Annotated in this window: 24 protein-coding genes and 1 pseudogene; 23 read left to right on the plus strand and 2 right to left on the minus strand. The window is 48.7% G+C overall.

Annotated features, from left to right (window positions below):
* Positions 1–226 precede the first annotated feature (226 nt).
* Positions 227–460, minus strand: a complete 234-nt coding sequence (locus tag AC0YOB_RS03275; protein ID WP_210046460.1) for a spore germination protein — start codon at positions 458–460, stop codon at positions 227–229.
* Positions 461–705: 245 nt separating this feature from the next.
* Here AC0YOB_RS03275 and AC0YOB_RS03280 point away from each other — a divergent pair, with 245 nt between their 5' ends.
* The 9 genes and pseudogenes from AC0YOB_RS03280 (at position 706) to AC0YOB_RS03320 (ending at position 9,990) form a co-directional block, all read left to right on the plus strand.
* Positions 706–1,323 (plus strand): DUF7010 family protein, encoded by a 618-nt coding sequence (locus AC0YOB_RS03280; RefSeq protein WP_475791533.1) that lies wholly within the window; start codon positions 706–708, stop codon positions 1,321–1,323.
* Positions 1,324–2,009: 686 nt separating this feature from the next.
* Complete coding sequence (locus AC0YOB_RS03285) at positions 2,010–2,897, plus strand: LysR family transcriptional regulator (RefSeq protein WP_475791534.1); 888 nt, start codon at positions 2,010–2,012, stop codon at positions 2,895–2,897.
* 106 nt (positions 2,898–3,003) lie between these two features.
* Positions 3,004–3,441 carry a rhodanese-like domain-containing protein gene (locus AC0YOB_RS03290; RefSeq protein ID WP_475791535.1) on the plus strand — a complete coding sequence of 146 codons (438 nt, stop codon included), beginning with the start codon at positions 3,004–3,006 and terminating at the stop codon, positions 3,439–3,441.
* A 600-nt stretch (positions 3,442–4,041) separates the two neighbouring features.
* Positions 4,042–4,296 carry a glycosyltransferase gene (locus AC0YOB_RS03295; RefSeq protein ID WP_475791536.1) on the plus strand — a complete coding sequence of 85 codons (255 nt, stop codon included), beginning with the start codon at positions 4,042–4,044 and terminating at the stop codon, positions 4,294–4,296.
* Positions 4,296–4,787, plus strand: a complete 492-nt coding sequence (locus tag AC0YOB_RS03300) for a glycosyltransferase family protein (protein ID WP_475791537.1) — start codon at positions 4,296–4,298, stop codon at positions 4,785–4,787. Before AC0YOB_RS03295 ends, AC0YOB_RS03300 begins: the two co-directional genes overlap by 1 nt.
* Positions 4,788–5,005: 218 nt before the next feature.
* A complete protein-coding gene (locus tag AC0YOB_RS03305) occupies positions 5,006–5,470 on the plus strand; it encodes an MEKHLA domain-containing protein (RefSeq protein WP_475791538.1) in 465 nt (154 codons plus the stop codon).
* 500 nt (positions 5,471–5,970) lie between these two features.
* A pseudogene (locus AC0YOB_RS03310) lies at positions 5,971–6,123 on the plus strand (TetR/AcrR family transcriptional regulator); the annotation flags it as partial.
* Positions 6,124–6,127: 4 nt separating this feature from the next.
* Positions 6,128–6,529, plus strand: coding sequence for a hypothetical protein (locus AC0YOB_RS03315; RefSeq protein ID WP_475791539.1), 402 nt, complete (start codon positions 6,128–6,130; stop codon positions 6,527–6,529).
* 299 nt (positions 6,530–6,828) lie between these two features.
* On the plus strand, positions 6,829–9,990 hold the full coding sequence (locus AC0YOB_RS03320; protein WP_475791540.1) for a glycoside hydrolase family 9 protein: 3,162 nt from the start codon (positions 6,829–6,831) through the stop codon (positions 9,988–9,990).
* A gap of 173 nt (positions 9,991–10,163) precedes the next feature.
* Here the strand turns inward: AC0YOB_RS03320 and AC0YOB_RS03325 are convergent, their stop codons facing one another.
* Positions 10,164–10,940: a DeoR/GlpR family DNA-binding transcription regulator gene (locus tag AC0YOB_RS03325; protein ID WP_475791541.1), complete on the minus strand. Its 777-nt coding sequence runs from the start codon at positions 10,938–10,940 to the stop codon at positions 10,164–10,166.
* A gap of 310 nt (positions 10,941–11,250) precedes the next feature.
* Between AC0YOB_RS03325 and AC0YOB_RS03330 the strand changes: the two genes are divergently transcribed.
* From AC0YOB_RS03330 to AC0YOB_RS03395, 14 genes are all read left to right on the plus strand, one after another.
* Positions 11,251–12,030: an MBL fold metallo-hydrolase gene (locus AC0YOB_RS03330; protein WP_475791542.1), complete on the plus strand. Its 780-nt coding sequence runs from the start codon at positions 11,251–11,253 to the stop codon at positions 12,028–12,030.
* A 13-nt stretch (positions 12,031–12,043) separates the two neighbouring features.
* Positions 12,044–12,829: an MBL fold metallo-hydrolase gene (locus AC0YOB_RS03335; RefSeq protein WP_475791543.1), complete on the plus strand. Its 786-nt coding sequence runs from the start codon at positions 12,044–12,046 to the stop codon at positions 12,827–12,829.
* Between the two features lie 566 nt (positions 12,830–13,395).
* On the plus strand, positions 13,396–14,025 hold the full coding sequence (locus tag AC0YOB_RS03340; RefSeq protein WP_475792293.1) for a YkoP family protein: 630 nt from the start codon (positions 13,396–13,398) through the stop codon (positions 14,023–14,025).
* Between the two features lie 109 nt (positions 14,026–14,134).
* Entirely contained in the window at positions 14,135–14,761 is a 627-nt protein-coding gene (locus tag AC0YOB_RS03345) for a YqaA family protein (protein WP_475792294.1), read from the plus strand.
* A complete protein-coding gene (locus AC0YOB_RS03350; protein ID WP_210046447.1) occupies positions 14,739–15,260 on the plus strand; it encodes a phosphatase PAP2 family protein in 522 nt (173 codons plus the stop codon). The genes AC0YOB_RS03345 and AC0YOB_RS03350 overlap by 23 nt, the downstream gene beginning before the upstream one ends.
* Positions 15,261–15,475: 215 nt before the next feature.
* Positions 15,476–16,603, plus strand: a complete 1,128-nt coding sequence (locus tag AC0YOB_RS03355; protein ID WP_475791544.1) for an MGDG synthase family glycosyltransferase — start codon at positions 15,476–15,478, stop codon at positions 16,601–16,603.
* Positions 16,600–17,826: an MFS transporter gene (locus AC0YOB_RS03360; protein ID WP_475791545.1), complete on the plus strand. Its 1,227-nt coding sequence runs from the start codon at positions 16,600–16,602 to the stop codon at positions 17,824–17,826. Before AC0YOB_RS03355 ends, AC0YOB_RS03360 begins: the two co-directional genes overlap by 4 nt.
* Positions 17,804–18,460, plus strand: coding sequence for a DedA family protein (locus tag AC0YOB_RS03365; RefSeq protein ID WP_475791546.1), 657 nt, complete (start codon positions 17,804–17,806; stop codon positions 18,458–18,460). Before AC0YOB_RS03360 ends, AC0YOB_RS03365 begins: the two co-directional genes overlap by 23 nt.
* A gap of 375 nt (positions 18,461–18,835) precedes the next feature.
* Entirely contained in the window at positions 18,836–19,897 is a 1,062-nt protein-coding gene (locus AC0YOB_RS03370; RefSeq protein ID WP_475791547.1) for an LLM class flavin-dependent oxidoreductase, read from the plus strand.
* Positions 19,898–20,115: 218 nt separating this feature from the next.
* Positions 20,116–20,922 carry an NAD-dependent epimerase/dehydratase family protein gene (locus AC0YOB_RS03375; RefSeq protein ID WP_475791548.1) on the plus strand — a complete coding sequence of 269 codons (807 nt, stop codon included), beginning with the start codon at positions 20,116–20,118 and terminating at the stop codon, positions 20,920–20,922.
* Positions 20,923–21,042: 120 nt separating this feature from the next.
* Positions 21,043–22,080: a phosphotransferase family protein gene (locus AC0YOB_RS03380; protein WP_475791549.1), complete on the plus strand. Its 1,038-nt coding sequence runs from the start codon at positions 21,043–21,045 to the stop codon at positions 22,078–22,080.
* A gap of 115 nt (positions 22,081–22,195) precedes the next feature.
* The gene (locus tag AC0YOB_RS03385; RefSeq protein WP_475791550.1) at positions 22,196–23,143 is read left to right on the plus strand and encodes a hypothetical protein; all 948 of its coding nucleotides are present in this window, start codon (positions 22,196–22,198) and stop codon (positions 23,141–23,143) included.
* A gap of 12 nt (positions 23,144–23,155) precedes the next feature.
* Complete coding sequence (locus tag AC0YOB_RS03390) at positions 23,156–23,764, plus strand: DUF1349 domain-containing protein (RefSeq protein ID WP_475791551.1); 609 nt, start codon at positions 23,156–23,158, stop codon at positions 23,762–23,764.
* Between the two features lie 136 nt (positions 23,765–23,900).
* Positions 23,901–24,731 (plus strand): serine/threonine protein kinase, encoded by an 831-nt coding sequence (locus AC0YOB_RS03395; RefSeq protein ID WP_475791552.1) that lies wholly within the window; start codon positions 23,901–23,903, stop codon positions 24,729–24,731.
* Positions 24,732–24,900: the final 169 nt, after the last annotated feature.

Here is a 24,900-nt window from a genome sequence, read left to right on the forward strand (position 1 = left end):
CTGTCCAGGAGGTTTTTCATTGTCCGCTGAATAGGTTCTTGACCATTCCGCTGATGGGGTATTTGATGTGCAACAAAAAAAAGCCCGAATAATATCAGACTTTCTTGAAATATCAGAAAGGATAAATTTGTCTTCATCTTTTCTGATATTTTATGGGAAGAAACTAACTTTGCCGCCAAGGGACAGCTTCAGCCATTTCTTCTTGGGGATCTAAATGCAGTTCAAACTAATTTACACCGCTTGCTATTTCGCTCTGTGAGTTGTCTATAACATCAGGGTCATTCGTGTTCGTGGCGCTTAGGGCGTTATTGGATATGGCCACACAGCCAGTTAAAAATGCGCCGGAACCAGCATATGACTTTGATGTACTGGATGGGGACAATTGAACAGCATCGCCGTATTGAACAACAGAACTGGAGCTTACGCTATTAATATTGGAAATTCCAATTACAACGGGCATTATTCTTCACTCCTTCTTCAACCGCTTGATATTCCATCATATGCTACAAACGCCCAGCGGTTCCGTCAGCTTCAATTCGGCTCTTCACCGAAGGCTTTCGTTATATGACATTTGTCATCCGCAAGACATTACATTCATGAATACCGGCGTGATGCTTGTTTCGGTAAGATGAAGTCAGTAGAGAGGCACCGCAAGCATTATGAAATTTTGCGGGAAACACTTAAACCGAAGGGAGATTTTCAATTATGACACAAGCATCAAGTACCATTCCCGGAGCCGCAGTACGCGGAACTGCATCGGGCGTTCTATTTATGGCGGTTTTTGGCACACTCTGGGCGTACACGGGAATTATGGGGCTGCAAGGATGGGGAATGTCTTTGGTGCTGTTAGCCGCTGCCGTAACCGTAGGCATCGTGCTCTGCGTTGGCGGCGGTTCGTTGATACGCGCCTCGTGGAAACTAACCATTCAAGTTATGAAAGGTGATTCCAGGAGAGGCAAGCGCGTAGGGATCTGGTTTAATATTATTTTCGCCGCCGAGGGTGCGGCAATAGGGATTTCGGCAGCCATCTGCAGTAATATGCATCACACGGAACTTATACCTCTTGTAACAGCCATTATTGTCGGTGTTCATTTCTTCCCGTTGGCTTCTCTTTTCAAGGTCAGACTCTATCATGTTACAGGCGCACTTCTATGCTTGCTCGCTATTGGAACCTGGCTGTTTGTGCCGGTGAACGTGATGCTGGGAGATCATCAGATCCGTGCATTTATGTCTGTGGTTGGCCTGGGCTCTGCCTTGATCCTGTGGGGAACCAGTGTGGTCATTTGGCAAATGGGAAGAAGACTGCTAGGAAGTGCTGTTTGAAACAAGAAGAAACGGCTAAGGCTTGATTTTCTTAAGAAATATGAGCAAATTAGAGGGTAAACTTTGTCTTCCATATATATATCTATTAAAAAAGGGCTCTTGTAACTCCTGAATCAGCCATGGCGCATGAAACATGCTTTTCATATATATATTATCTGATGATATTATGAAAAGGACGCTGATACTGCCATGAGTTGTCATATTGGGCTGGTGATAATCGTTAAGAACGAAGGAACGGTCGTTTTTGGAAATGTCAAAAACCTTTCTACATCTTCGAATTCCGGTTCCGATGAAGAGAATTCGGATGCAGATACGGATACAGATACGGATACGGATACGGATACAAGCAATGATCAGGATGCCTGCTGCTGCACCAGTGGAGTTCCAACAAATAAGAAGAAGTTCCGGACCAAAAGAAAATAATCTCTTTAAACTTGATTCTGCAGCATCATTTTCAAATGGCGGGATTGTAGTATGATTTAACGTAACGCTCAGCAGCTGCCCTTGTTGTTACTTCAACGGATATAGTGTGAGTCAATTGAGGCTGCCGCGAGGCAGCTTTTTGCTTCTCTCAAAACGGCAATTGCGATGCGGGAGAGACTCTTACAAAACAGGTATTGCACCATGGATATCTATCAATGGTATTATCTAATTACGTTAAAAGCTGCATGGAAGGGTGATTGCTGTTGGAATTTACGTATCTGAAAACCTTTCGCGAGGTAGCAAAATGGGGAAGTTATACACGCGCCGCCGAAGTATTGGGATACGCCCAATCGAGCATTACGATGCAGATCCAGAAGCTTGAGGAAACCTATGGGACGGTTCTGGTAGAGCGATTCGGACGAAATATGAAGCTGACGATTGCCGGAGAGGCTCTTCTGTTGTATGTGAACGATATATTAAGACTTCACGAGGAATCAAAGGAAGTTGTTTCACAACAATCCAGAGGGACACTCTCCATTGGAACGATCGAAACGTTGGCAGCTTATGTTCTTCCTCCCCATCTTCAATCGTACCGCCAGCAATATCCCGGAATCAGTGTGACGATTCAACCGGCAAACGAGCCCTTTATTATTGAAGCCGTAAAAGAAGGCGCTCTGGACATCGGAATTATTATGGATCCGCCTTTTGCCGATCCCGAGCTTCACAGCAGCATCCTGAGAGAAGAGGAACTGGTCGTAATTGTTGCTCCAACCCACAGGCTTGCCGGTAATAGCGAAATTCAGGTTCAAGATTTCGAAAGCGAATCTTTGATTTTGACCGAAGATGGCTGTACGTATCGGGCATTGCTGCTCAAAACGTTAAAAAGCAATCAGGTAAATTATACATTATCCTACGAGTTTGGTAATTTGGAGGCGATCAAGCAGTGCGTCATTTATGGACTTGGAATTGCTTTGCTGCCTCGTGTCGTGGTTGTTGAAGAGATTCAGAAGGGTCAGGTTGCGGCCATCCCATTTGTCCATCCGGATTTTAAATTCTATTCACAGCTTGTTTACTCCAAAAAAAAGTGGAAATCCAAAGCTTTTCTCGGGTTTCTGGAAATTATTTTCGGAACCAATTATCAAAATCATTGAACTATGATTTCGATTTCTATCGATAACTCCATTTGCAGGGGCTGTGCTATAGTTAATTCAAGTCATTCGCCGGCTTGAATGCAAATCCCTGACGGAGGCAACGAATATGAATAATACCCCCCATGTATCTCTTATACTTGAAACGCCCGCTGCTTTGCCGGAGGATGCTCATCGGCATTTTATGAACAAGCTATCGGTCGAAACGGACGTAGCAGATGTCCGCCATGATTTACAGCTTGGCATTAACGGCTTCCGGCTGATCGATGTCCGCAGCACCAAGGCTTATGAGGAATGCCATATTCCGGGTGCCATCAATCTTCCTTCCAACCAAATCAATGAAGAGACAACCGCATCTTTTTCCAGAGATCTGGTGATTGTTGTCTATTGCTGGAGTCCTGCTTGCAATGGCGGGACAAAAGCCGCTGCCCGCCTCTCCGGACTTGGTTTTAAAGTCAAAGAGATGCTCGGCGGAATCGAATATTGGCGGAGGGAAGGCAATGAAGTAGAAGGAAGTTTAGGACAAGCGGCTCCATTGATTGGATAGAATCAGATATAACGTTACCCGGACAAAATGGCGCACCTGGAAGGCTCTGCTCCTTATCTACTGACAAGTGCACCCCTTAGAATAGATATTGGATTAATCCCATGGGTTATCCGATGAAATCTAAGGGGCGCATTTTTAATGCCAGTGAAAAAAGAGTAGCCACTATTTATTGAAGTTCCTGATATCACTAGTTGTAAACGCTCCAAGTGAATTCAAACTAAGCCTCGCAATTATAGAAGTACCCGATGTGCCAAATAGCGGCCGCTAAATGCATTTCTCGATGGTTATGATGCAGGAGAAGCAGGCAACAGACCGTCAAGATCTGGATTCCGTAAACATAGAGCCATTCATAACCACTACAGAGTATATTGTTGTTATTCGTAAATCTCGGGGGCGGCAGTACAGCGCCAATCTGTGCATCGCGTCCAGCATATGGTAAGATTGTTATAAAATTTGATTCAGTTCAATTCATGAAAATCATTCTGATTCAAACGAAAACCTGCTGTCCTCGTGGCTGGCGAGGTTTATAAAAAAATAGGACTCAAGTCATTAACATAAACTAGGCCATGCTAGATGATTGGCTAAAATGGGGGGCTTAGAATGGGCATATCTGCAGCAATGATCGTCAGGGATTCTGAGCGCTGCCTATTAAGGGCGCTTGAAAGTATTATAGACGCTGTCGATGAAATTATTATTGTGGACACCGGATCGACCGACCGGACAACGGACATTGCACGATCCTTTGCCGAACAGCATGAAAATGTCAGGCTTTTTCATTACAAATGGATCGAGGATTTTTCCGCCGCAAGAAACTTCTCTCTCTCTCTCTGGTATCACATGACTGGGTATTCGTAGTGGATGCAGACGATTATTTGCCACTGGAGCACCGGGATAAACCAAGAGCCTACACCGAACGAATGGATCGGACTGGAGATCGGGCAGCTTTATACATCGTCTATGACAACACAGTTGGAGGGCGGATTACATCGACTTACGAGGATGCATATCTCCGGATTTTTCCGGCTGGGTTGCGGTACATCGATCCGATTCATGAGTATGTTGATACCGGGCAGATCCGAAAGATGAAATCGGACATACATCTGCTGCATGATGGCTATGATCCTGATGTTACAGATACCATGCAAAAAACTAAACGAAACCTGATTCTTATGCAAAGAGCACTCAAGGCTGATAAGGATAACGCAAGACTCTGGATGCAGCTTGGGCGTGAGATGAAGCCGTTCGACAAAGTAAAGGCCCGACGATACCTGGATATTGCAGAGGAAAAATCCAGGGGTAATGCGTGGCTCATTAATTGGATTAACAAGTCACGTGAAGGGCTTTAATAGTAACTGTTCCTCCTAATGTCAATCGGATTGACACGTTAAAGAGCAGGCCGCTGGGCTATTCACCACCGGAAATGATAAAACATTTGATTCTGCGGGATGAAATAGATTCGATGTCGTTAAATCCTGTATTCTGGTCATTGGTTCATGAGTTAGGCTTGTCTTGAATATTAAATCTTTTTTGAGCAAATACCGGCAAGGATAGGGAGGACATAATAATGACGCAATATACCGGTGTTGGAGCAACGAATGAGCATGCTCGGTTAATCATGGACAGCTATGAGAGATTAACGGGCAAATCTCTCCTGGACAAAGCACCCGAATCCGGCAAGGAATTCGATCAGCTGTATAATGGGCCGTTCGTGATATTGTCCCATGGGCTGGAGACCGATCCAATCTTGAATTTCGGCAACCTGGCGGCACAGGAGCTGTGGGAGATGGACTGGGACATGTTTACAATCACCCCGTCGAGACTGACTGCAGAGCCGATGGAGCGCGAGGAGCGGGCAAGCTTTCTTAAAGCCGTCAGTGAAAATGGCTATGTCGACAATTACACGGGAATCCGGATTTCCAGCAATGGCCGGAGATTCTACATCATGCAGGCGACTGTGTGGAATCTTATTGACGACAAGGGTATAATCCATGGGCAGGCTGCTGCTTTCCGGGAGCATCGTTTTATTTGACTTGAAGACTTGAATAAAACAGATACGATAAAAGCAGCCAAATCGGCTGCTTTTTTGCTGGCAAGCTGACAAGAAGAGTCCAGCTAACCATGGGCTTTCCGTTTTTGGATCGGCCGTATCAGCCGCCTTGTCCATCATGAGGTGGGGTCATGTTTTATACCAGGAGATATTTTGTATAATAAGAAGGAGCTGCAGCGGGCCTGCTGACACTGGAGTATAACAGCTTCCTTGTAGCGGAGGAGCCAGATCTGATGCTGACTGTTTATACACCTGATCTTCAGTCGGTTAACCAAGAGAAATTAATGAGTATGATGCAATAGAATTTCAGCTGTACGATAAGAGCAGGGGGAAAACTGATGATTCTTGTGAATGGACGAAAGAACGGTCATGAACCAATACTATTGTGCGGGAATGAGGTGCTCGCGATTGCTGGAACGTAAGGAGCGTGTAGAACGAAGGGATGCCCGGGAACGCAGGCAGCTGATCTTGCAGAAGGGTCTAAGCTGTTTGCCGAACATGGAGTCGAAAATGTCAGCATGCGGCAAATCGCAAGGGAGGCAGGAGTAGGACAAGGCACCTTGTACCGGAGCTATGCCCATAAATGCGAGCTGTGCCTGGATTTGATCAGAGGAGCAATGCATTCGCAATCATGAGAAGATGGTAGGTTACCTTAAGGAGAACAACGATGAATCTCTTCGGGTGCGACTGGAGGTTATTCTGGAATATCACCTTATATCACTTCAGGAAAATTCCCATGTGCTGGCCGCCATACAAGCGCCGACTTCCGAGGAACGGCAGAACGTGACCTTTCATACCCTGCATTATGAATTGATGCATTCAGTCATCCATGGCTTGTTTCAGGAGTATATCGAGACGGACGGCGAAAAACAGCTTGATCCCGTTTATATGGCGGACTCCATCATGGCGACGCTTCGACCGGATGTTTATCTGTTTCACCGGCAGCATCGCAACTATTCGGCGGAGGAAATCAGAAGCAAGCTGTTCCAGATTTATATTGATCCTATTTTTGGAGGGCGCCCGGACCCCAATAACAGCTGAACATATACAGAGTTTAATGAAAGTCCGCATAAATGCGGGCTTTTTTTGCGCTTAATGATCAAACTGGATCAAAAACTGTTAGAGAAGATTATTAGATATTGTAAATTCAATCATTATTATTGAACTTAATTGTTTTGTTTGATATATTCTACTCGGAATTCAGCATTTATTATAAAAAATGGAAGGTTGTGATTGATATCGATCATTTTATTCGGATGTGACACCTTGAGGAAAAGAAAGAAGGTATGGGGAAGAACTCGATTGGTGAGAAAATTCATTTATAGCGGGAGGAATCGTGAATGTTGATTAACCGGTTATTGAACTCATTAAGAAGACCTGTTATTTTCCTGGTTGTGCTTGCAGTAGGGGCAACAACCGTGCCTCTTAATGCCATGGCTTTGCAGGAGCAGGCAATGACGCAGCCGGATTTGGTAAGCTCCCAGGCAACCATCATGAATTCGCAGTGGATTGAAGTTTACCTGCGTGAGAAAGAGTATAACAGCTCCAATGTATCCAATACCGCTTATTATTCGATCAGCAGCAGCACCGACCCTGATTTTTCATCCGCGATACACCCGGCTGCCGTCCAGAATCGTTACTACCCCGAGGATGCCCCTTATCTGTCCACTACAGACACGCCGCGTCTGAACATGATCTACCGGATCTATTTGCAGATGCCAAGCGGATCGAATTTAAAGGAAGGCCATTCCTACAATGTAACGGTAAATCCTGCTGTGGTTAATGTCCCTGGTATGCCGGCCGATTTTGACTTGTCTGAACCGAATCCGGTTATTCATGTCAACCAGGTCGGTTATGGAGATGGAAGCCCGAAGGTAGCCTATATGTCCTGGTGGACCGGTCAAGGCTCCATTTCCTTCAATGACGCGATCCCGTTTCAGATCATCAATGAACAAAACGGCAGTTCTGTATACAGCGGTGACATTGAGTTGAAGAAAACAGCCGCCCAGGAAAAATGGTCCAAAAGCGATGTGTATGAAATGGATTTCTCTGATTTTCAACAGGAAGGAACCTTCCATCTGTATATTCCGGGTGTAGGCGTGTCTTTTCCTTTTGAGATCAGCAGCACCATCTATTCGGACAATATCGGTTACACCCTAATCCGCGGTTTGACCATGCAGCGTGACGGCGACCATGGCTTGGACGATCCGGCTGTCACCCATTGGACCCGTCCTGCTGCGCATCTGGACGATGCTGTCGACCAGGCAACGGGGCAGCGTGTCGATCTGGTAGGCGGTCATATGGACGCAGGAGACCGCGGCAAATATCCCATCAATGTAGCGACAACTTCCAGCACGCTGCTTGCGGCGGCCCAATTATTTCCTGATCAGATCGAAACGCTTGGCGAATCTCTGGAAATTCCGGAATCGGACAATGGCGCTCCGGACTTCCTGGATGAGCTCGTGTACGAATTGGATTATTTGAGAAAAGCCGTCATGAACACCTCCAAAGAAGGCGCACTCCCGCGTTTCCTGCGTCCGGCAGGCGGGGGATATGAACAGGGCTTAGCTCCTGAAGGCGCGACGGGCCGGGTGTTCTTCTCCGCAACCGAAGGTCCGTTGAAAGCCGAAACGTTGTACGCTGCAGGTGCCCTGGCTATGGCCTACAACACTCCGCTGCTGCATGAATATTATCCCGCTGCCAAGCTGGAAGGTTATAAACAAGCGGCCTTGAAGGCCTTTGGGGCTTTTGAAAATCATGCAAACGACAACGCATTCTGGAACAACAATCTGGGTTATGACGTCTATACCGCCGGTATTCACACCTGGTCCGATGAAATGCTGTTTGCTGCTTCCAATCTGCACAAAATAACCGGAGAGAGCAAATATTTGGCATGGATCAACAGCGAGCTTCCCGCTAATCTCGGCGCTGAACAAAAACGTTGGTCCTGGGATAATCAAGGACCGTGGTTAGTTGCTTTTCTTGGGTTGTACAACGATTCCAATTTGAGCGGCGCTGTCCGCCAGAACGCTTACAATGCCATTCTGGAATGGGCTGATACGATCATGAGTGCGAACAATCAGGCTCCATACGGAGTGCCGATGGTGGATTCCACGTATACGAGCGTAGGATGGTATTTTTCAGGCAGTCAAGTTGCTTTTCCCATGAGTGTGGCTTATGGTGTCAGCCGGCTGCAGAAATATAAAAACCAAATCGCGACGACGTGGAATTATCTGCTCGGCTCCAATCCGCTCAGCGAGTCTTTCATAAGCGGAATGGGCGACCCTGGGCACAGGCCGCGCTGGCTGGTGCATGAAATATCCCAGTACAATTATGCGCAATATTCCTTGGGCAACGGCGGATGGAGCGAGATGATTCCGGGTATTCCCAACAGCGACCTGCAGCAGGGCAATTTCCCGGCATATTTCGCTAATGACCCATGGAACAACGCGCGCCGTGAGAAATGGTTTCCGGCACTTGGAAGTTATCCTGCTCTGTACCGTTATTCCGACTCCTGGAATGTACAAAATGAATTTGTTATCGCCAATATTGCCCATAATGCGGCTTCCATTATTCCGCTTATCGCTGTTGATGGGGGAGACCCCGGAGATACGACACCTCCGGCGGTACCGACCGGACTTACGGCAGATGCTGGAGATTCCCAAATCACGCTGAGCTGGAATGCGAGCAGCGAGAGCGATCTAGAGGGATATAATGTGTATGTTAATGGTGTCAAAAAGAATGCCAGCCCGTTAACAGCAACCGGTTATACAGCTGCCGGGCTTGCTAATGGTACGACGTATGCCTTGACCATAACCGCCGTGGATCAAAGCGGCAACGAATCGGCGCATTCTGCGGCAGTACAGGCTGTACCGGAAGCGGATATTGGCGGCACGGTGTCCAGCATAGATATCGGGACAGCCGCCGCTGTGCCCGGAACGACTTTCGTGAACAGCGGCGAATACACAGTAACCGGGGGCGGGGATAGCTTCGCAACAACACCGGATGGCTTGCGCTACGTCTATCGGAATGATTTGACAGGCGCCTTCTCCATCTCGGCCAAGCTTGAATCGGTCAATGCTGACAATCCGGCGAAAGGCATCGCAGGTGTCATGATACGGCAGGGTACCGGGGTTGATGATGTGTATGCGGCACTATTCGTTCGCAATGGGCAACTCATCGCCCAGTACCGCAAAGGCGGGCCTTGGTCGGAGGAGGTACTGAACAAGGCGGTCACGGGGCCGATTTGGCTCAAAGTCGAACGTCAACCGGCATTAAATCTGATACGGACGTATACTTCTTCAGACGGAATCAACTGGACGTTGAACGTCACGACCAAGTCCGGCGAAACACAGGATACCACGGCTAACTTCTGGGCATGGCATGAAGCCGGTACGGAGCTGAATGCCGGTGTGTTCGTCTCAGCCGCGGAAGCCGGTAAATCGGTGTCGGCTGTATTCAGCAGCATTAAGGATACAGCGTCCTGGCCGAATACGCCTTGATCATCATCTCATTTTGATATCCATATGATTGCGTAATTAAGGCTTTGACCCGGGCTGCGATTTTCGCAAGCAGGCTCGGGTCAAGCTCTATATCAGGTTGGCTGCGCAAGAAAAACCGCAAATAAAAAGAGCCCGACCGGGCTCGCAAAGCGCAGGAAAACCGTATCATGCAATCAGACAAGCGTCACCGAAATGCCTCTGCTCCTGAGAGTCCGGACGTCTTCCTCAGGCGCCGAATTGTCGGTAATAATATGGCCGATTTTATCGATGCTGCAGACAAACGCGGCAGTAATAACCCCGAATTTGCTGTGATCGGCAACGAGATGCACTTTATTGGAGTGTTCAATCATGTTTTCCTTGATCCGTGCCGTCGAGAGATAGGCATCGGTAACGCCCTGTTTGATGTCGATGCCGGATGTGCCAATGAAACAAATATTGGCGCGGAACATCGAGATCATTTTTTCGGCGACAGGACCCACAATGCTGTCCATATTCGTCTCGCCAAGCGTCCCTCCGCAAATCACGACGGAAACGTCCTTCTTATTTTTAACGGAATGCAGCTTGTAGGCGATCTCCAGGCTGTTCGTTATAACGGTTATATTGGTCTTTCCTACAAGATGCTCGGCGATTTGCCGATTGGTCGAGCCTGCGTCCATAAAGATGGTGTCGCCATCCTTAACCATCTCTGCTGCAGCCCTGGCGATCCGGATTTTTTCGTTCAGGAAGGGCAGGGGAGGCTTTTTTTCTTCCAGACGGCCGTCTTCCGCCTTTTTTTTATAGATCGCCCCTCCATTGATTCGAACGATATCACCGGATTGTTCCAGTATCGTCAAGTCGCGGCGCACGGTTGCAGGTGAAACGCTCAGCTCGCTGCACAGCTCTTCAATGGTTTTGAACGGCTCATGCTTCAAAATCCCGATGATTTCTGTATGTCTGGTTCTTGTTTTCATTTCGTGGCTGCTCCTAATTCAATAAATGGATTTCAAAACGATTGATTGTTACCGAATTTACAACAGATTAATTAAATATACCATTGCCATGATGAAATTCAACTGATTTATGCCAAATCATCGAGGGAAAAATGAATTTTTTGAAAAAATGATTATTTATGATCAATAAATGAAAATATTTGACTCTTATATATCATAAAATGCATTGACTTTTGATTGGATGTTAACTAATCTAAGGATCATGCGGGGTGAAAATCTTTAGCTCAGACTCGTAACGTCCAGCAAAATACCGACGAAAGTGGTGGAGGCCATGCCGGAATTATTGATATTGGGTACAAGCGCGGGGGTGTCGACAGCCAACCGCCATCATTTCAGCATGGCGATCAAGAAGGACGGACGGCTGTATGTGATCGATTGCGGCTGCCCGGTGAGCATGCTGCTGAAGAAAATGGGAGAAGATCCGAAAAATATCGAAGCGGTGTTTCTGACGCACTGGCACCCCGATCATGCAAGCGGCCTGCCGATGCTGCTTCAGGATCTGCAGCTGACGCACCGGTCGGAGCATCTGCCGGTTTACGGCCCCGAAGGCACGATACGCAAAGTGAAATTGCTGCAGAACATATTCATCATCCCTCAGGACATTTATCCTTATCAGCTTGAGGCGGTCGAATATAATGAGGATACGCTGTTTGAGCGCGACGGGCTGAAAATCAATTTTTTCAAAACGAAGCATCTCGCTCAGGAAGCCTGGAGAAAAATAGATGATAAGCATGGCAATGAAATTGCTCCAGTCGCATACGGCCTGGTGATTCATATGGACAACAAAAAAATAGTCGTCAGCGGGGATATATTGTCCTCCCAGGATCTGGTTCACGTCCTGCATGATGCCGATCTGGTCATTCATGAGTTTGGGCATATTCATCCGGAGAAGCTGAATCATTTCCTGAAAGAACAGCAAATTTCCAATCTGCTCATCACCCATATCCACCATGAGTGGGATTTGAAGACGGAAGAGCTGCAGCGAATCGTCGGGGCGGGGCACCCAGGCGAAGTTCAAGTGGCTCATGATCTTATGAGAATCATCCTGTGACGGAGGGGAATTAATGATGATGCACGATGAGCAGACCAAGATTACTTTTTTTGGCACTTCCGGTGCTGTTCCCGAGGTTGGCGGGGACTCGCCGACCTTTCTGATCAACGACAAGTATCTGGTCGATACCGGCTGGTCGGTTATCGACAACCTGCGAAGCAGAGGCCATGACCCGCTGCAGCTGGAGTATCTGATTTTTACGCATTTTCATCATGATCACTACATGTCGCTGCCGTCCCTGCTGTTTTATTATCTGATGCGCGGCAGACCGCTGGAAGAGCTCAAAATCATCGGACCGGCGGAAGATTTGCAACTTATCGTGAGACGGGCGATCGATTTTCTGCATGCCGAACGCTATGGCTGGGCCAATCTCTCTCCGGTCTTGATCCCGCTCGCGCCGGGAGAAGCCTACGAAGAGGAGAACTTCAGGCTCGATACATGCCCGACCGCTCACCCTGTTCAGGGTTTATGCTACCGCTTCCTGGATAAGAAGAGTGGACGGATGTTCTCTTTTACCGGCGATACGGCGTTCCATCCGCCGATTATCGAACATGTAAGAGGAAGCGCCCTGCTTATTCACGAATCGGCGCTCGGACCCATTGCCGCAAACCCGGATAAAAATGACTACTTGCATTCCGGTGCTATCGATGCGGCTACGATCGCGGAAGAGGCCAAGGTCGGCAAGCTGCTGCTGCTTCATGGATCCGCCCAAATCGCGGAGCCCTGCGTTCAGGCCGCAAAGCAAATTTTTTCTGGAGAAGTGGAGTGGCCGAAGGACGGACAGACGTACATAATTTAATACGCGATAGGAAGCAGCGTGCCGCGGGGCAGCTGCTTTTTTTCTGCGTTTGCCCAATTAACGAACAAATACGTTGTTCGAGACACTGCAGGCACATGTTGGGATTCCGGCGGAAGCGAAGTTAGGTTTGTTCCCTCCGTGCGTACGTTTCTCAAGATAGGCGGCGTACTCCACTTGTCGGAGTCGCTTCAGGGGATCATCTTGTTCCAGTGTATCGTAGACCAAGACTACAAATTTTCCATTGCGCAAGATATAGCGGTTCCAACTGCGCAATCCGGTCATTCGGCGTACCAGACTCCGTCTCCAGACGGGGCACCATTCAGTACCTCAGTCTGTTTGCGCTTCCTAATAAATCATCTATCATGAAATTAACAAAAAAAGGATTTCGAATAGAAAGAGTATGCTCTTCTAGACGATTTCAAATAAATAAGTCAATCAAGGTTTAACGGCTGTCGCCGTCTTTTGGCGGGGGGCGCGTTTCATTCCGGTGAATTATAAGCAAAGTATAGGCCGAAATTTATACTTTCTTACTATTTTAAAATAAGAATGAGGGAAGGTTGGTATTCATGTTGCTACGTTTACGCAAATCCTCTTTGCAGACTGCCTGGATGATGTGGGAAAGAGGGTTCGAATGGATTTCAAATTTCCGCAGCTCGCATACATCGCACTTTGGAATTTGCAAAGTAATGATTAAGAAGCATCACGGAGAGAGTATCGTATGTGCGGACTCCACCATCATCCATAAAGGAAATTGGGTTGGGGAACTCCATCTCAATAATAAAGCGATCCTGACTCTGATCAAATCCGAAGGCTCGGACCGCGCGGCGCTCATGACGGCCCGGCTTGCACGGAAATCCATGCAGCAAATTAGTGATGCGTTTGCAAGTCAGCCGGAGTTCAATGAAGTTAAAGCGTTAATCGGAATTACGCTTCTTCACCGTGGTTTGACACATGGTCTTGGTTTTGAACAACAACCCATGAAATCCGATTTGTTCCAGAGAATCACAACCGTCTATCTTCGATTATTGTTATCCGTTATGCACCCTGAGGGCAAGAAGCGGATTGGCCGAAAGACCGAACAACTGATACCGATGATGCTGATTCATTCCCGCGCATCGCTCAAGAACCGATTTACGGCGGTGAAGAGGTTGCCCATTCAAGATGAGATAGGTTTACCCGAAGCGAGCTCCTGTTAATTGGATTACAACGACAGACACTAAAAGTATGGTGAATATATTGCCGTAGGCAACCTATTTTCATCACGCTTCTGATACGAGGGCGGGGATAAGCATCATGGATAAAATCATGGACTTTTTACAGAATTTCGGAGCGACGGGACTTTTCATTCATGCCATGCTGGATGCGATTATTTTTCCAATCCCGGCGTTCTTCCTTCAACTTTCTCTAAGCGCCATGCAGCCGGAATCGGCTTTATGGCTCGCTACCCTTGGTTTTGCCGGAAGCCTGCTTGGGACGCCAATCGGTTATGGGATCGGCAAAGTGTCGGGAAAGCATGTTCTGGGCAGGGTGATGAAGAAAAAATGGCTGGACTCGGCAGCCGAATTATTTTCCCGCCGTGGCGAGGCTGCAATATTGATCGGATCTTTTACTCCGATCCCGTTTAAAATATTCACGATTTTATCGGGATGCATGAATTATCCGTTATGGAAGCTGCTCAGTTATGCAGCGATTGGACGGTCAGTGAAGTTTTATGCAGTCGGGTTTCTTTTCTATATGTATGGCCGTGCGGCAGAGCACATGGTTGATCGCGTTCTCACGATCACGCTGGTGGCAGTTGGAATACTCATAGCGGCTGGATGGTTCTTGATACGGAAGCTGCGTGAACGGAGGAAGATGAATGACAAGAACCAACCGATCGATAAAGCAGGGGACGGAGACGGGAAACAGCATGCAGTGGATAAGGCGGTTTGATCAAACGATGTTCTTCTGGTGCAACCAGCGGCTAAGCAGTCGGGCCCTGGATCGGTTGTTCGGATGGATTACCCATTTGGGCGGAGCTTTGTTTACTATTATTTGCGCAGTTTCCCTGGCATGGTTCGCTGCGGGTGAGTTCAACGGAGCCGGGCTGCAAAGTTTGATTGCCTTGGCCGTTAGCCATATAGTTGCCGTCCTTATTAAGAAAAAGGTGCGCAGAGCCCGGCCTTTTCGCAAGCTGGAACATGTGAAGGTAGGCAAATTCCCTCTCAAGGACTATTCCTTTCCATCCGGCCATACAACCGCCATTTTCGCTCTTGTTACACCTTTTATACTGGCTTCATCGCCTGCGGTTATGCTTGTCTTGATTGGTCTGGCTTTATTAGTTGCAATATCCCGGGTTTATTGGGGCTATCATTACCCGATTGATTGTGTGGCAGGAGGGCTGGTCGGGTTTATAACCGCGCTGCTGGTTGCCTGGTTCATGAATAGTTGAAATTTCATGAAGCAGTAGATTTTTGACGAATACCGCGATGGCGGCAGAGACGTATTGATCACCAAGCCGGGCAAACTGACTTCATCAAATTTGAATATGCAGCGCAATACTCTGGAAGAAAGACGCTTCCTTCTTGCAGCAATGTGCTTAAGTTATACAACTTGCAATTCGTTCGTCTGGATGATAGGGCTTGACGAATGAAAGAGGTGACCGCAATGAGGCAGGAACAACATATTTTAATTTTAACGGCCGATTACGGCGAAGGCCACCATCAAGTGTCCAAGGTATTGAAGCAAAGCTTTGTTCACCATGGTTATAACCAGGTGGAGATTATCGACTTGTTCCGGGAAGCTTATCCTGTGCTGAACAAGCTCATCCGTTATCTGTACCGGCAAAGCCAGTATGCAGCCAGCCTTGGAATTCCGTATTACGGATGGTCCTACTATTTGACCAATCGGCTTCCCCTCAAAGGAAGGATCGCAGCCTGGATGAACAGTCTTGGCGGCGTTAGGCTCATGAAGATCATTCACCAGTACAAACCGGATGTGCTCATCTATACATTCCCATTCGGCAGTTTGCCAATCAGGGAAGATGTATCCGCAATCCGTCCCCGGACAGCTGTTGTCATCACGGACTTTGACGTTCACCTCAGATGGCTGTTCTCCAGGCCGGACCATTATTTTGTGGCTGCCAGCGACGTGAAAGAGAGGCTGGTCAGGCAGGGTGTCCCTGAGAGCTATATTGCCGTTACTGGAATTCCGGTCCGGGAATCGTTTCACGATGCGGCAGTTATCGGTTCCGGCAAAGCAACAGACGAGAATGTCATTCTGCTCATGGCTAATGTTTGCGGCACATTGCGTTCGCTCATGAATCTGATCGGGAAGCTGCTATTCTTGTCAAACGTCCGCATTCAAGTTATTTGCGGCCGACAGGAGGGTTGGCGACGGAAGCTTGCGGAAGTTTGGGCGGATGATGCAAGAGTATATGTATTCGGTTTTACCGATCAATTGCATGTGCTGATGAAGAGCGCATGCTGCATCGTCACGAAAGCTGGTGGCGTTACACTATCCGAGACGATTCAGGCCGGGGTCCCGATCTTTATATTAAAGCCGTTTCTGGGGCAGGAGAAGGAGAATGCCCTTTATTTGCAGCGCAGAGGAGCGGCAGTCGTATCCTTTACGATTCACGATTTGATCTTGCAGATCCAAACGATGATTTCCTCTGAGTCCATGAAACAGTCCATGAGGAACGGGCTGCTCTCGGCAAGACAGGATGCGGCTGCGGACCACATTGTCAGACATTTGTTTCCCGAGGCAAGCTCATTAAGAAGGAGTGGAAGATGATGAGCGGGAGGAGCGCGTTCAAGCTTTCTACTCTGACGCTGTTCACGGTTCTTTTCTGCACAGAATTTGTTCGAAGCGCTTTCTTGTTCTCGTTCCTGCCCAATTTTGCAGTCAATCAGTCAGGGCATACCGTTGCTTTGGTCGGTCTCGCCGTCTCGCTTCATTATGCAGCAGATACGTTGATTAAGGCGATTGCAGGATATTTGCTAGACAGGTTTTCGCTGCGTTGGCTGCTGCCCGCTACTTTTGTCCTGATGCTGACGGGGCTAGCTGCCGTGTTCTTCAGTCCGCATGTCTGGTGGCTGGTTGCCGGGTCCGTTATGCTTGGAATGGGGGCGTCGCCCATCTGGCTTATTTGCATGGAAAAAATCCGAATGACGGAGCGCGCGGCCCAGATGGGTGCGATCTACACGATTTGGCTGGCCTGTATGGGACTGGGTCCGGTCACAATCAATCTCACATTCGATTATGGCTTCGAACCGGCGTTCCGGCTGATGCTTGCGCTTCTCGCCGTCGGCTGTATCGCATCGTTTGCGATTAACCGAGCAACCCCGTTTCACCTCCTGAACGTCAGCTTTGCCGATCAGGCAGCAGGACTACGGAAGAAGCTCGTTCAGTTGAAATGGCTGCTGCCTGGCATGATCCTTCAGATGACCGCTGCGGGACTGCTGCTTCCGATAATGCCCGGCTTTGCCGCTGACCATCTCGGTTTAAGCCAGCCGCAATATTCTCTCATGCTGATGCTTGGCGGAGCCGGCGCGATGCTGTTTCTCGTTCCCATGGGGAAACTGGCCGATCGATGGGGACATAAGCAAATGCTGGTCGCGGGCTTCGTATCGCTTACGGCCATATTGGTTTTACTTGCCGTATCCATGCCGCCGCCTGCGTTAACGATGCTGCTTGCATTTATGTTGGGCTTGTCTTATTCAGCGGTGCTTCCGGCCTGGAATGCGGTGCTGTCGTACCTTGTCCCGGATGATCAGAAAGGTACAGGTTGGGGAGTTCTTTCCGGGATTGAAGGGCTCGGCATTATGATCGGCCCGGTCATCGGGGGATGGATCGCCAGTCAGTATACGAATGCCGCCGCCATCAGCATTAGCGCTGCTTTGCTTGCTATTCTTGCACTTTTTTATTTGATTTTACCGCAAAACAAGCTTGTCTCGGCTTACGGGACTTCGCAGCACAAGAAGGAGAATTCTCATGAGCCTGATCGGGGTAGTTGAACAGTTGTTTGCGCAGTATGGATATCTGGTCCTGCTCCTTGGCCTGCCGTTGGATTTTATCGCGCTTCCTATCCCGCCGGGAAACAGCACCTTAACCTATACCGGTTACTTATCTTATAAAGGAGTGCTGCAGGGGGGACCGGCTATTGCGATGGCTTTGGCTGGATCCATTATAGGGGTCACCATCACGTACATGATTGGGTACAAGGCAGGTATGCCTCTAATCGAGCGTTACGGAAGATGGCTTTTTCTCAAGCCGGAGCTTGTCGAGAGGACGCGACGCTACTATGACAAATATGGGGACCGATTGCTGCTGGTCAGTTTCTTCATTCCCGGAGTCCGGCAGTTTGTTGGATATTTTATCGGCATTATACGGGTGCCATATCGCAAGGTATGGATATATGGATATACCGGAGACGCTCTTTGGGTCATTGTGTTTTTTTCAATCGGCTACTTTTTTGGGGATCAGTGGGGATATATATTTCGTATCGTTGAACACTATTTAAAGTTCATCTTTATCGGATCGGCTGCCCTTGCGGTTGCGCTGTTGTTGATCAGGTATCGCATTATGAGGGGCAAACGCAAACAAGACAAAAAAAGAAGCGGAGCGGGGGACCATTACCGGAGCGAATGACTGGTTTTTAACGTTCGCATGACGTCAGTTCCGCTCCCGCTGCGAGTGCGCCAAACGCTGGCTTTGACCTCAACTGAATTCAAATGTACTTATCATTACTTAGTTATATTAAGTAATTGACTTACTAATTATACAATACTACAATTAAGTAAGTTTATGGACAGAAATGGTTTTAGCCATACTTTACCGGATGAGTGCATGAAGGAGGGAGGAAATAAATACACTCATTATCGCGGTTCACCCGCTGCGGCGGTCAACAGCTGGGAACTTGAAAAAAACACCGTGACCGATCAAAATATAGATAGCGGTTGTTGGACATAAGTCTGCTTACAAAGCTGCCGGTAAGAATGGAACATTGATTAGGAGGTATTGTAAGTGGAGATTGGGATCAGCACTTTTGTAGAAACAACGCCGGACGTGGAGACCGGAGAGGTGATCAGCCACGCGCAGCGATTGCGAGAAGTCGTCGAGGAAATTGTACTCGCGGATCAGGTCGGGCTGGATGTATTTGGCGTGGGCGAGCATCACCGCAAGGATTATGCCGCGTCTTCTCCTGCCATCGTACTGGCTGCGGCTGCGCCGCAAACCAAACGGATACGGCTGACCAGTGCGGTCACCGTGCTTTCTTCCGCAGATCCGGTGCGCGTGTTTCAGGATTTTGCCACACTTGACGGAATCTCGAATGGACGGGCAGAGATTATGGCAGGCAGAGGTTCTTTTATCGAATCCTTCCCGCTGTTCGGATATGATTTGGATCATTACGATGAGCTGTTTGATGAGAAGCTGGAGTTACTATTAAAGATACGGGAATCTGAGAAAGTTACCTGGAAAGGCGGGCATCGGCCGGCCATTCAGAATCTGGGCGTCTATCCGCGGCCCGTTCAGAATCCATTGCCAGTATGGATTGGCAGCGGGGGCAATTCGGAATCGGTGATACGCGCAGGGCTGCTTGGACTGCCCCTCGTTCTGGCTATCATTGGAGGCAGCCCCGTACAATTTGCGCCGCTTGTGGAGCTTTATAAAAAGGCGGCTGCGCACGCAGGCCACGACGCATCGCTGCTGCCGGTCGCGTCACACTCGCATGGATTCATTGCGGAGAGCACCGAGCTTGCGGCAGACCAATTTTATCCTTCCACCCGGCAGACGATGAACGCGCTGGGGAAGGAGCGCGGATGGGGACCATACGACCGCTCAAGCTTCGATTCCGCACGCAGCTTCGAAGGAGCGCTGTACGTAGGCGATCCGGAGACGGTAGCCCGAAAAATCATTCATCTGCGCAAGCAGGTGGGCGTAACCCGCTTCCTGCTGCATGTGCCGGTTGGCACCATGCCGCATGAGCAAGTCATGAGAGCCATAGAACTGCTGGGAACCAAGGTCGCACCGCTGGTTCGCGAAGAGATAGCAAGATGGGAAGCAGGGGAAGAGGCGAAGCAATAATTTCTAGGCCTTAATTGGCCGCAGGGACCATGCTGCGCAAGAGAAAAGCACCTTCAAAACCACTATTATGGTGGAGTTGAGGGTGCTTTTCGTGATTAATGGCATTCAGCGGGAAAGTGAATAAAGAAAGGCTGGCGAGCCGCATCAACATGCAAATGTGGTACACTAAAATTATGTGTGTTGTCAGTTGAACGATTAGGAAACAGGAGGATGAGAGCATGAAAATCTTGATTACCGGAGCTTCCGGCAGTGTAGCCTCCGGCGTAATCGGGCAATTGGACCGGAAGCATGAAATCACCTTGTCCGATGTTGTAGCCGTTGACACGCCGCTCCCTTTCCACCGGGCTGATGTCCGTCAGATCGGCGCATTGGATCAAGCCTCTGAAGGGATGGACGTCATCATTCATACCCCTGCCTTTCATGGCATCCATATGGGGAAGCACTCCGAGCAGGAGTTCTATGATCTGAATATTACGGGCACGTTCCAAATGTTCCAATCGGCTGTCCGCAATAAAGTCCGGCGCGTCGTATGGCTTTCGAGCATGTCCTTCTACGGGGACGATTTCTATGCCTACACCAAAAAAATCGGCGAGCAGCTATGCCGGTTCTATCATGAATCCCATGGCATTGAAGTTATCATGCTGCGTCCTGCAGACTTCACGCCTTATCCGGATATCCGGCATTATGGCGAACGATTGCTGCATGGCGGCGTTGATCGCCGGGATGTGATCGCGGCTGTTGCCTTGGCTGTGGAAGGTACGGCGGCTTTCGGAGCATACCGCATTGTCCGTGAGGATCGTTTTACCGAGGATGATGTGGAAGCCTACCCGGAATCTCCGTTGGAGGTGTGGGACAGGCTTTACCCCGGCACCAAAAAGATCATTGAAGCTTACCATTTACAGCTGCCATCCGAAATCCGGATTCCCGATTTGTCCAAGGAAAAACAGGAGCTGGGCTACTCGCCCAAGTATAATTTTGGCACTTTCATGCAGGAATACATAAGAGATGGTGTGATTGCCCCATAGGTGATAGCATCTACCGACAGCTGCAAGAGATTAATAGACAACCCGGAAGGCTGCTGATGATTGTTCCCGGCAGCCTTTGTCGTACCGGAATCCAATATATCACTTGAGGGAGTGAAAAATTTGGAGGTCAAATACCAGATCGAAGACAGCGTTCTTATGATTCACCTGAACAAAGAGTACGGCATTGAAATTGAAAGGATCGATTTTATTCCCGCAGGGGATTCGGCATACTCGTACGGGATCACCTGTGCGGACGGACAACGGTATTATATGAAACTGTTTGATCATCATCATGACCGGCAAAAGGCAGGTATGGATCGGCTGGATTACTATCTGCCGCTGACTTGGAGCATATATGAACAGAAGCTTTTCACCAATCTTACTTATCCGATCCAAACATTAAACGGTGATTTTAAAACAACGCTGTCCAATTTTACGGTGGTATTGTTTAATTTCATCGAGGGGGAGACATTGGCAGAGTCATATCCGTTCTCGAAAGAGATCCTGGAAGTGATTGCGGAGTCATTGGCTGCCATTCACCGGATTACGCCTTACATCGACCATTCCATGCTGTTGACCGAAACATTCGATATTTCCTTCGCGTCTGAACTTGAGAAGTGTCTTGCAGCGCTTGAAAGCATCCAAATCGCAGACAGCTCTATTAAACGGGATACAAGAGCGCAGGTATTGCCCAGGAAAGAGCAAATTCTTGCCCTGTTGAAGCTCGTTCGTGAACTTCGGGGCATGACAGTATCGGAGACCAAAGCAATGGTGTTATGCCACGGTGACATTTGGGGAGGCAATTTGATCCGTCATGATAACAGGCTTTATTTTCTTGATTGGGAATCCGCCATCCTGGCCCCGCCGGAATTGGATCTGATTGGCTACATTGGTGAGGAGTTCGATGTTTTCCTGGCCGCTTATGAACGGCATCTCGGTCAACAGATGACAGTAAACCTTGACTTATTACGTTTCTACTCCTACCGCCATCATCTCCGGAATTTGGCCAACTGGTTAATGAATATCCTCTATCGGAATACGGAAGAAGCCCAGAATGAGAATGATTTGGAAATGATTGTGCATCATTGTATGGACCGATGGGATAGCATTGAAACCAGGGTTCGTGCTGTGGATGTTAGGTTGAGAGCAAGAGGTTAATGGGTGAAGCATCCTGGTAATCCATGAAGCGATCTATGAAATTATGGTATCAGCCTGCCTGATCATGGTATAACAAGTAGGGATGGAAGAATATGTGCGGCGAGGAGAATGCGAGATGTCGGTACCCTTATTGTTCGGCCCATATGGAAGCGGGCAGCTGCCCGCCAACATTAAAGATTATGGTGTCAACGCCAGATGGTTTCACGGATTTAATGAAGAATCCTTCGCAGCCTGTGCGGAGCAGAAATTGGAAGCCTGCGTAGAATTCAAAACGTTCCGCGCCGATTTTGAAGAGCATCCCAAGCTCATTCCTATCGGGGTAGACGGAAAACCCATTCGATACGGCCGGTTGGTCCAGGGGATCTGTTTATCGCAAAAGGACTATTTGGACGAAATCGAAGAGCAGCTGTTGGCCGGCATGAAGCAATTCAAACCTAGAGGTATATGGCTCGATTACTTGACCTATGCAGGCTGGTTCGAAACATCCCAGCCCGATCTGCAGGAAAGCTGCTTTTGCCGGGACTGTATTGCCGATTTCTGTCATTTTGCAGATGTTGACGCCCGTACACCGGAAGAAATATTGACCGGCTATCCGGAGGAATGGAAGAATTATAAATGCCGTAAGATTGCCGGACTGGCGCTTCATTATTCAAATCTGATCAAAACCGCTAATCCGGATTGCGTAGTGGGTGCGTATATGTGTCCATGGACCCCTGATGAATTCAATGGCGCCCTGACCAGAATATTCGCTCAGCATTATGAATGGCTGGCAGAAGCTATTGATGTGTATACCCCGCTTATTTATTGTTCAAAAAGCGGCCGCAGTCCGGGCTGGGGGCGCTGGTGGCTCGAGCAGTCGGCCGGATTCGTCCCGGCACAACGCAAGGTTCAGCTGATTCTGGATGCCTTGGATTATCCAGAGAGCCTGACGGATGCTGCGGCTTCGGAGGTGCCATCATGGGGTATTCAGCTGTTTGCAGGCGCCCCGCTGTTTCATGATCCGGAGAAAGCGCTCACGTTCAAGCGTTCGGTTGAGGCTATTTCGGAAGCTTTGCAAAAATGAGGAGGTATAATAATGAATCTTTTTGAAAATCAACAGGGTGAGCAATCAGCAGCAAGCTTTCACTGGATTAATAAACCTGAATCCTGGGGATTTGACGGTGACGGCAAGCTGACAATAATCGCACCGCCTCTGGCAGATTTCTTCCGCGACCCGAAGGGAGGAAATGCGAGGGAATCGGCTCCTTACCTTTACACCGTTCTGAAGGGCGATTTTACAGTATCGACCCGGGTCGAGGTAGACATGATTGAAGATTTCGATTCCGCATGCATCATGTTCATGGTCGATGACCAAAACTGGGCAAAGCTGTGTTTTGAATATCCCAATAAAATTCCGACCATGGTAAGTGTAGTGACGAAAGGTACTTCGGATGACTGCAATTCGGAGACAGTAAGCGTGAAGAAGCCATATCTAAGAGCTACCCGGTTCGGAAACTGCTTTGCCTTCTCCTATTCAACAGATGGAAACTACTGGACTCTGGTCAGATATTTCTATATGGATGCTCCGGCCGAAATCAAGGTTGGAGTAGCGGCGCAGTCACCTGCGGGCAATGGCTGCAGAACATCCTTTGATTACCTCGAATATTCCCCTGTTCCGGTAACAAATTTAAGATCCGGGGAATGAACCAGCTTTTATGGAGATAAATGACACTGGCAAGCCGAATTTTCCTGCTCCAAGGGAAATTCGGCTTGTTGTGCTTCCATCCGCAACCTGCGTGCCGCCGCTACGTATTGCTTTGTGTGAAGGAGGCACGGCAAACGTGTTGGGAACCTTTAAGGGCTTATATGAAGCTTGGATCGACCATCCCGAACGGGAAGGGAAGCTGCTTCACGGAGGCAAATATCGGATTTGCCGATTTCTCGGGATGGGAAGCTATGGGTTGACCTACTTGTGTCATGATGTGGAGTCGGGTGAGGAGATTGCAGTCAAGCAAGCCAGACCGAGCAAGGGGCAATTGGGCCGGGAGCTCCTGCGCCGCGAGATTGAGATTATGGGACAGCTGAGGCATCCGGCCATTCCGGGCTGCCTGTCATCATTCGTCCATAACAGGCGGCTGTATATGGTGACCGAATATGTGAAGGGACGGACTGTGGAAGATTTGATTTTTGAGAAGGGAGCGGTCTTCCGGGAAAGCGAGGCGCTTGGCTTCATTCGCAGATTGATGGAGATTGTGTGCTTTATTCACGGGAAAGGAATTGTCCATCTGGACATCCGGATTCCCAACGTCATGCTGCAGGGGGAACAGATCCGCCTCATTGATTTTGGTCTGGCCTCGCGCTTGTTGGAGCCGTCCCGTGTGGAGCCCGGAGCGGATGAGGAAACAAGGCTGAGAAGAACCACCGATGTGACGAGCGATCTGTACGCCATAGGCCATTTTTTGCTCTTTATGCTGTATTCCGCCTATGAACCGGACGAACCGGACAAGGATTCTGCAGCCGGATGGGAGGAGGAGCTGAGCATATCGGCAAAGACCAAGCAGATGATCCGTAAGCTGCTCCAAATCGATCAGCCCTATGCGGATGCCCAAGCGTTTGTGCGGGAATTGGATGACTCGTTGATGACACAAGATGAAACGGCTGCGCCGTCGTGAAACTTATACATTCTATAAGGCTAGAAAAAAAGCCGCTTAGCGCGGCTTTGCATCAGGAGCTGGATCTTTTGTATCTGTTTTTGTAATAGCCTTGACCCTGATTTTTGTGTCCGTAACCAGATTGGTGACCGGATGAGTAGGAGCGGCCGCCATGGCGGTTCGTTCCACT

Source organism: Paenibacillus sp. JT31N17 (assembly GCF_056269255.1).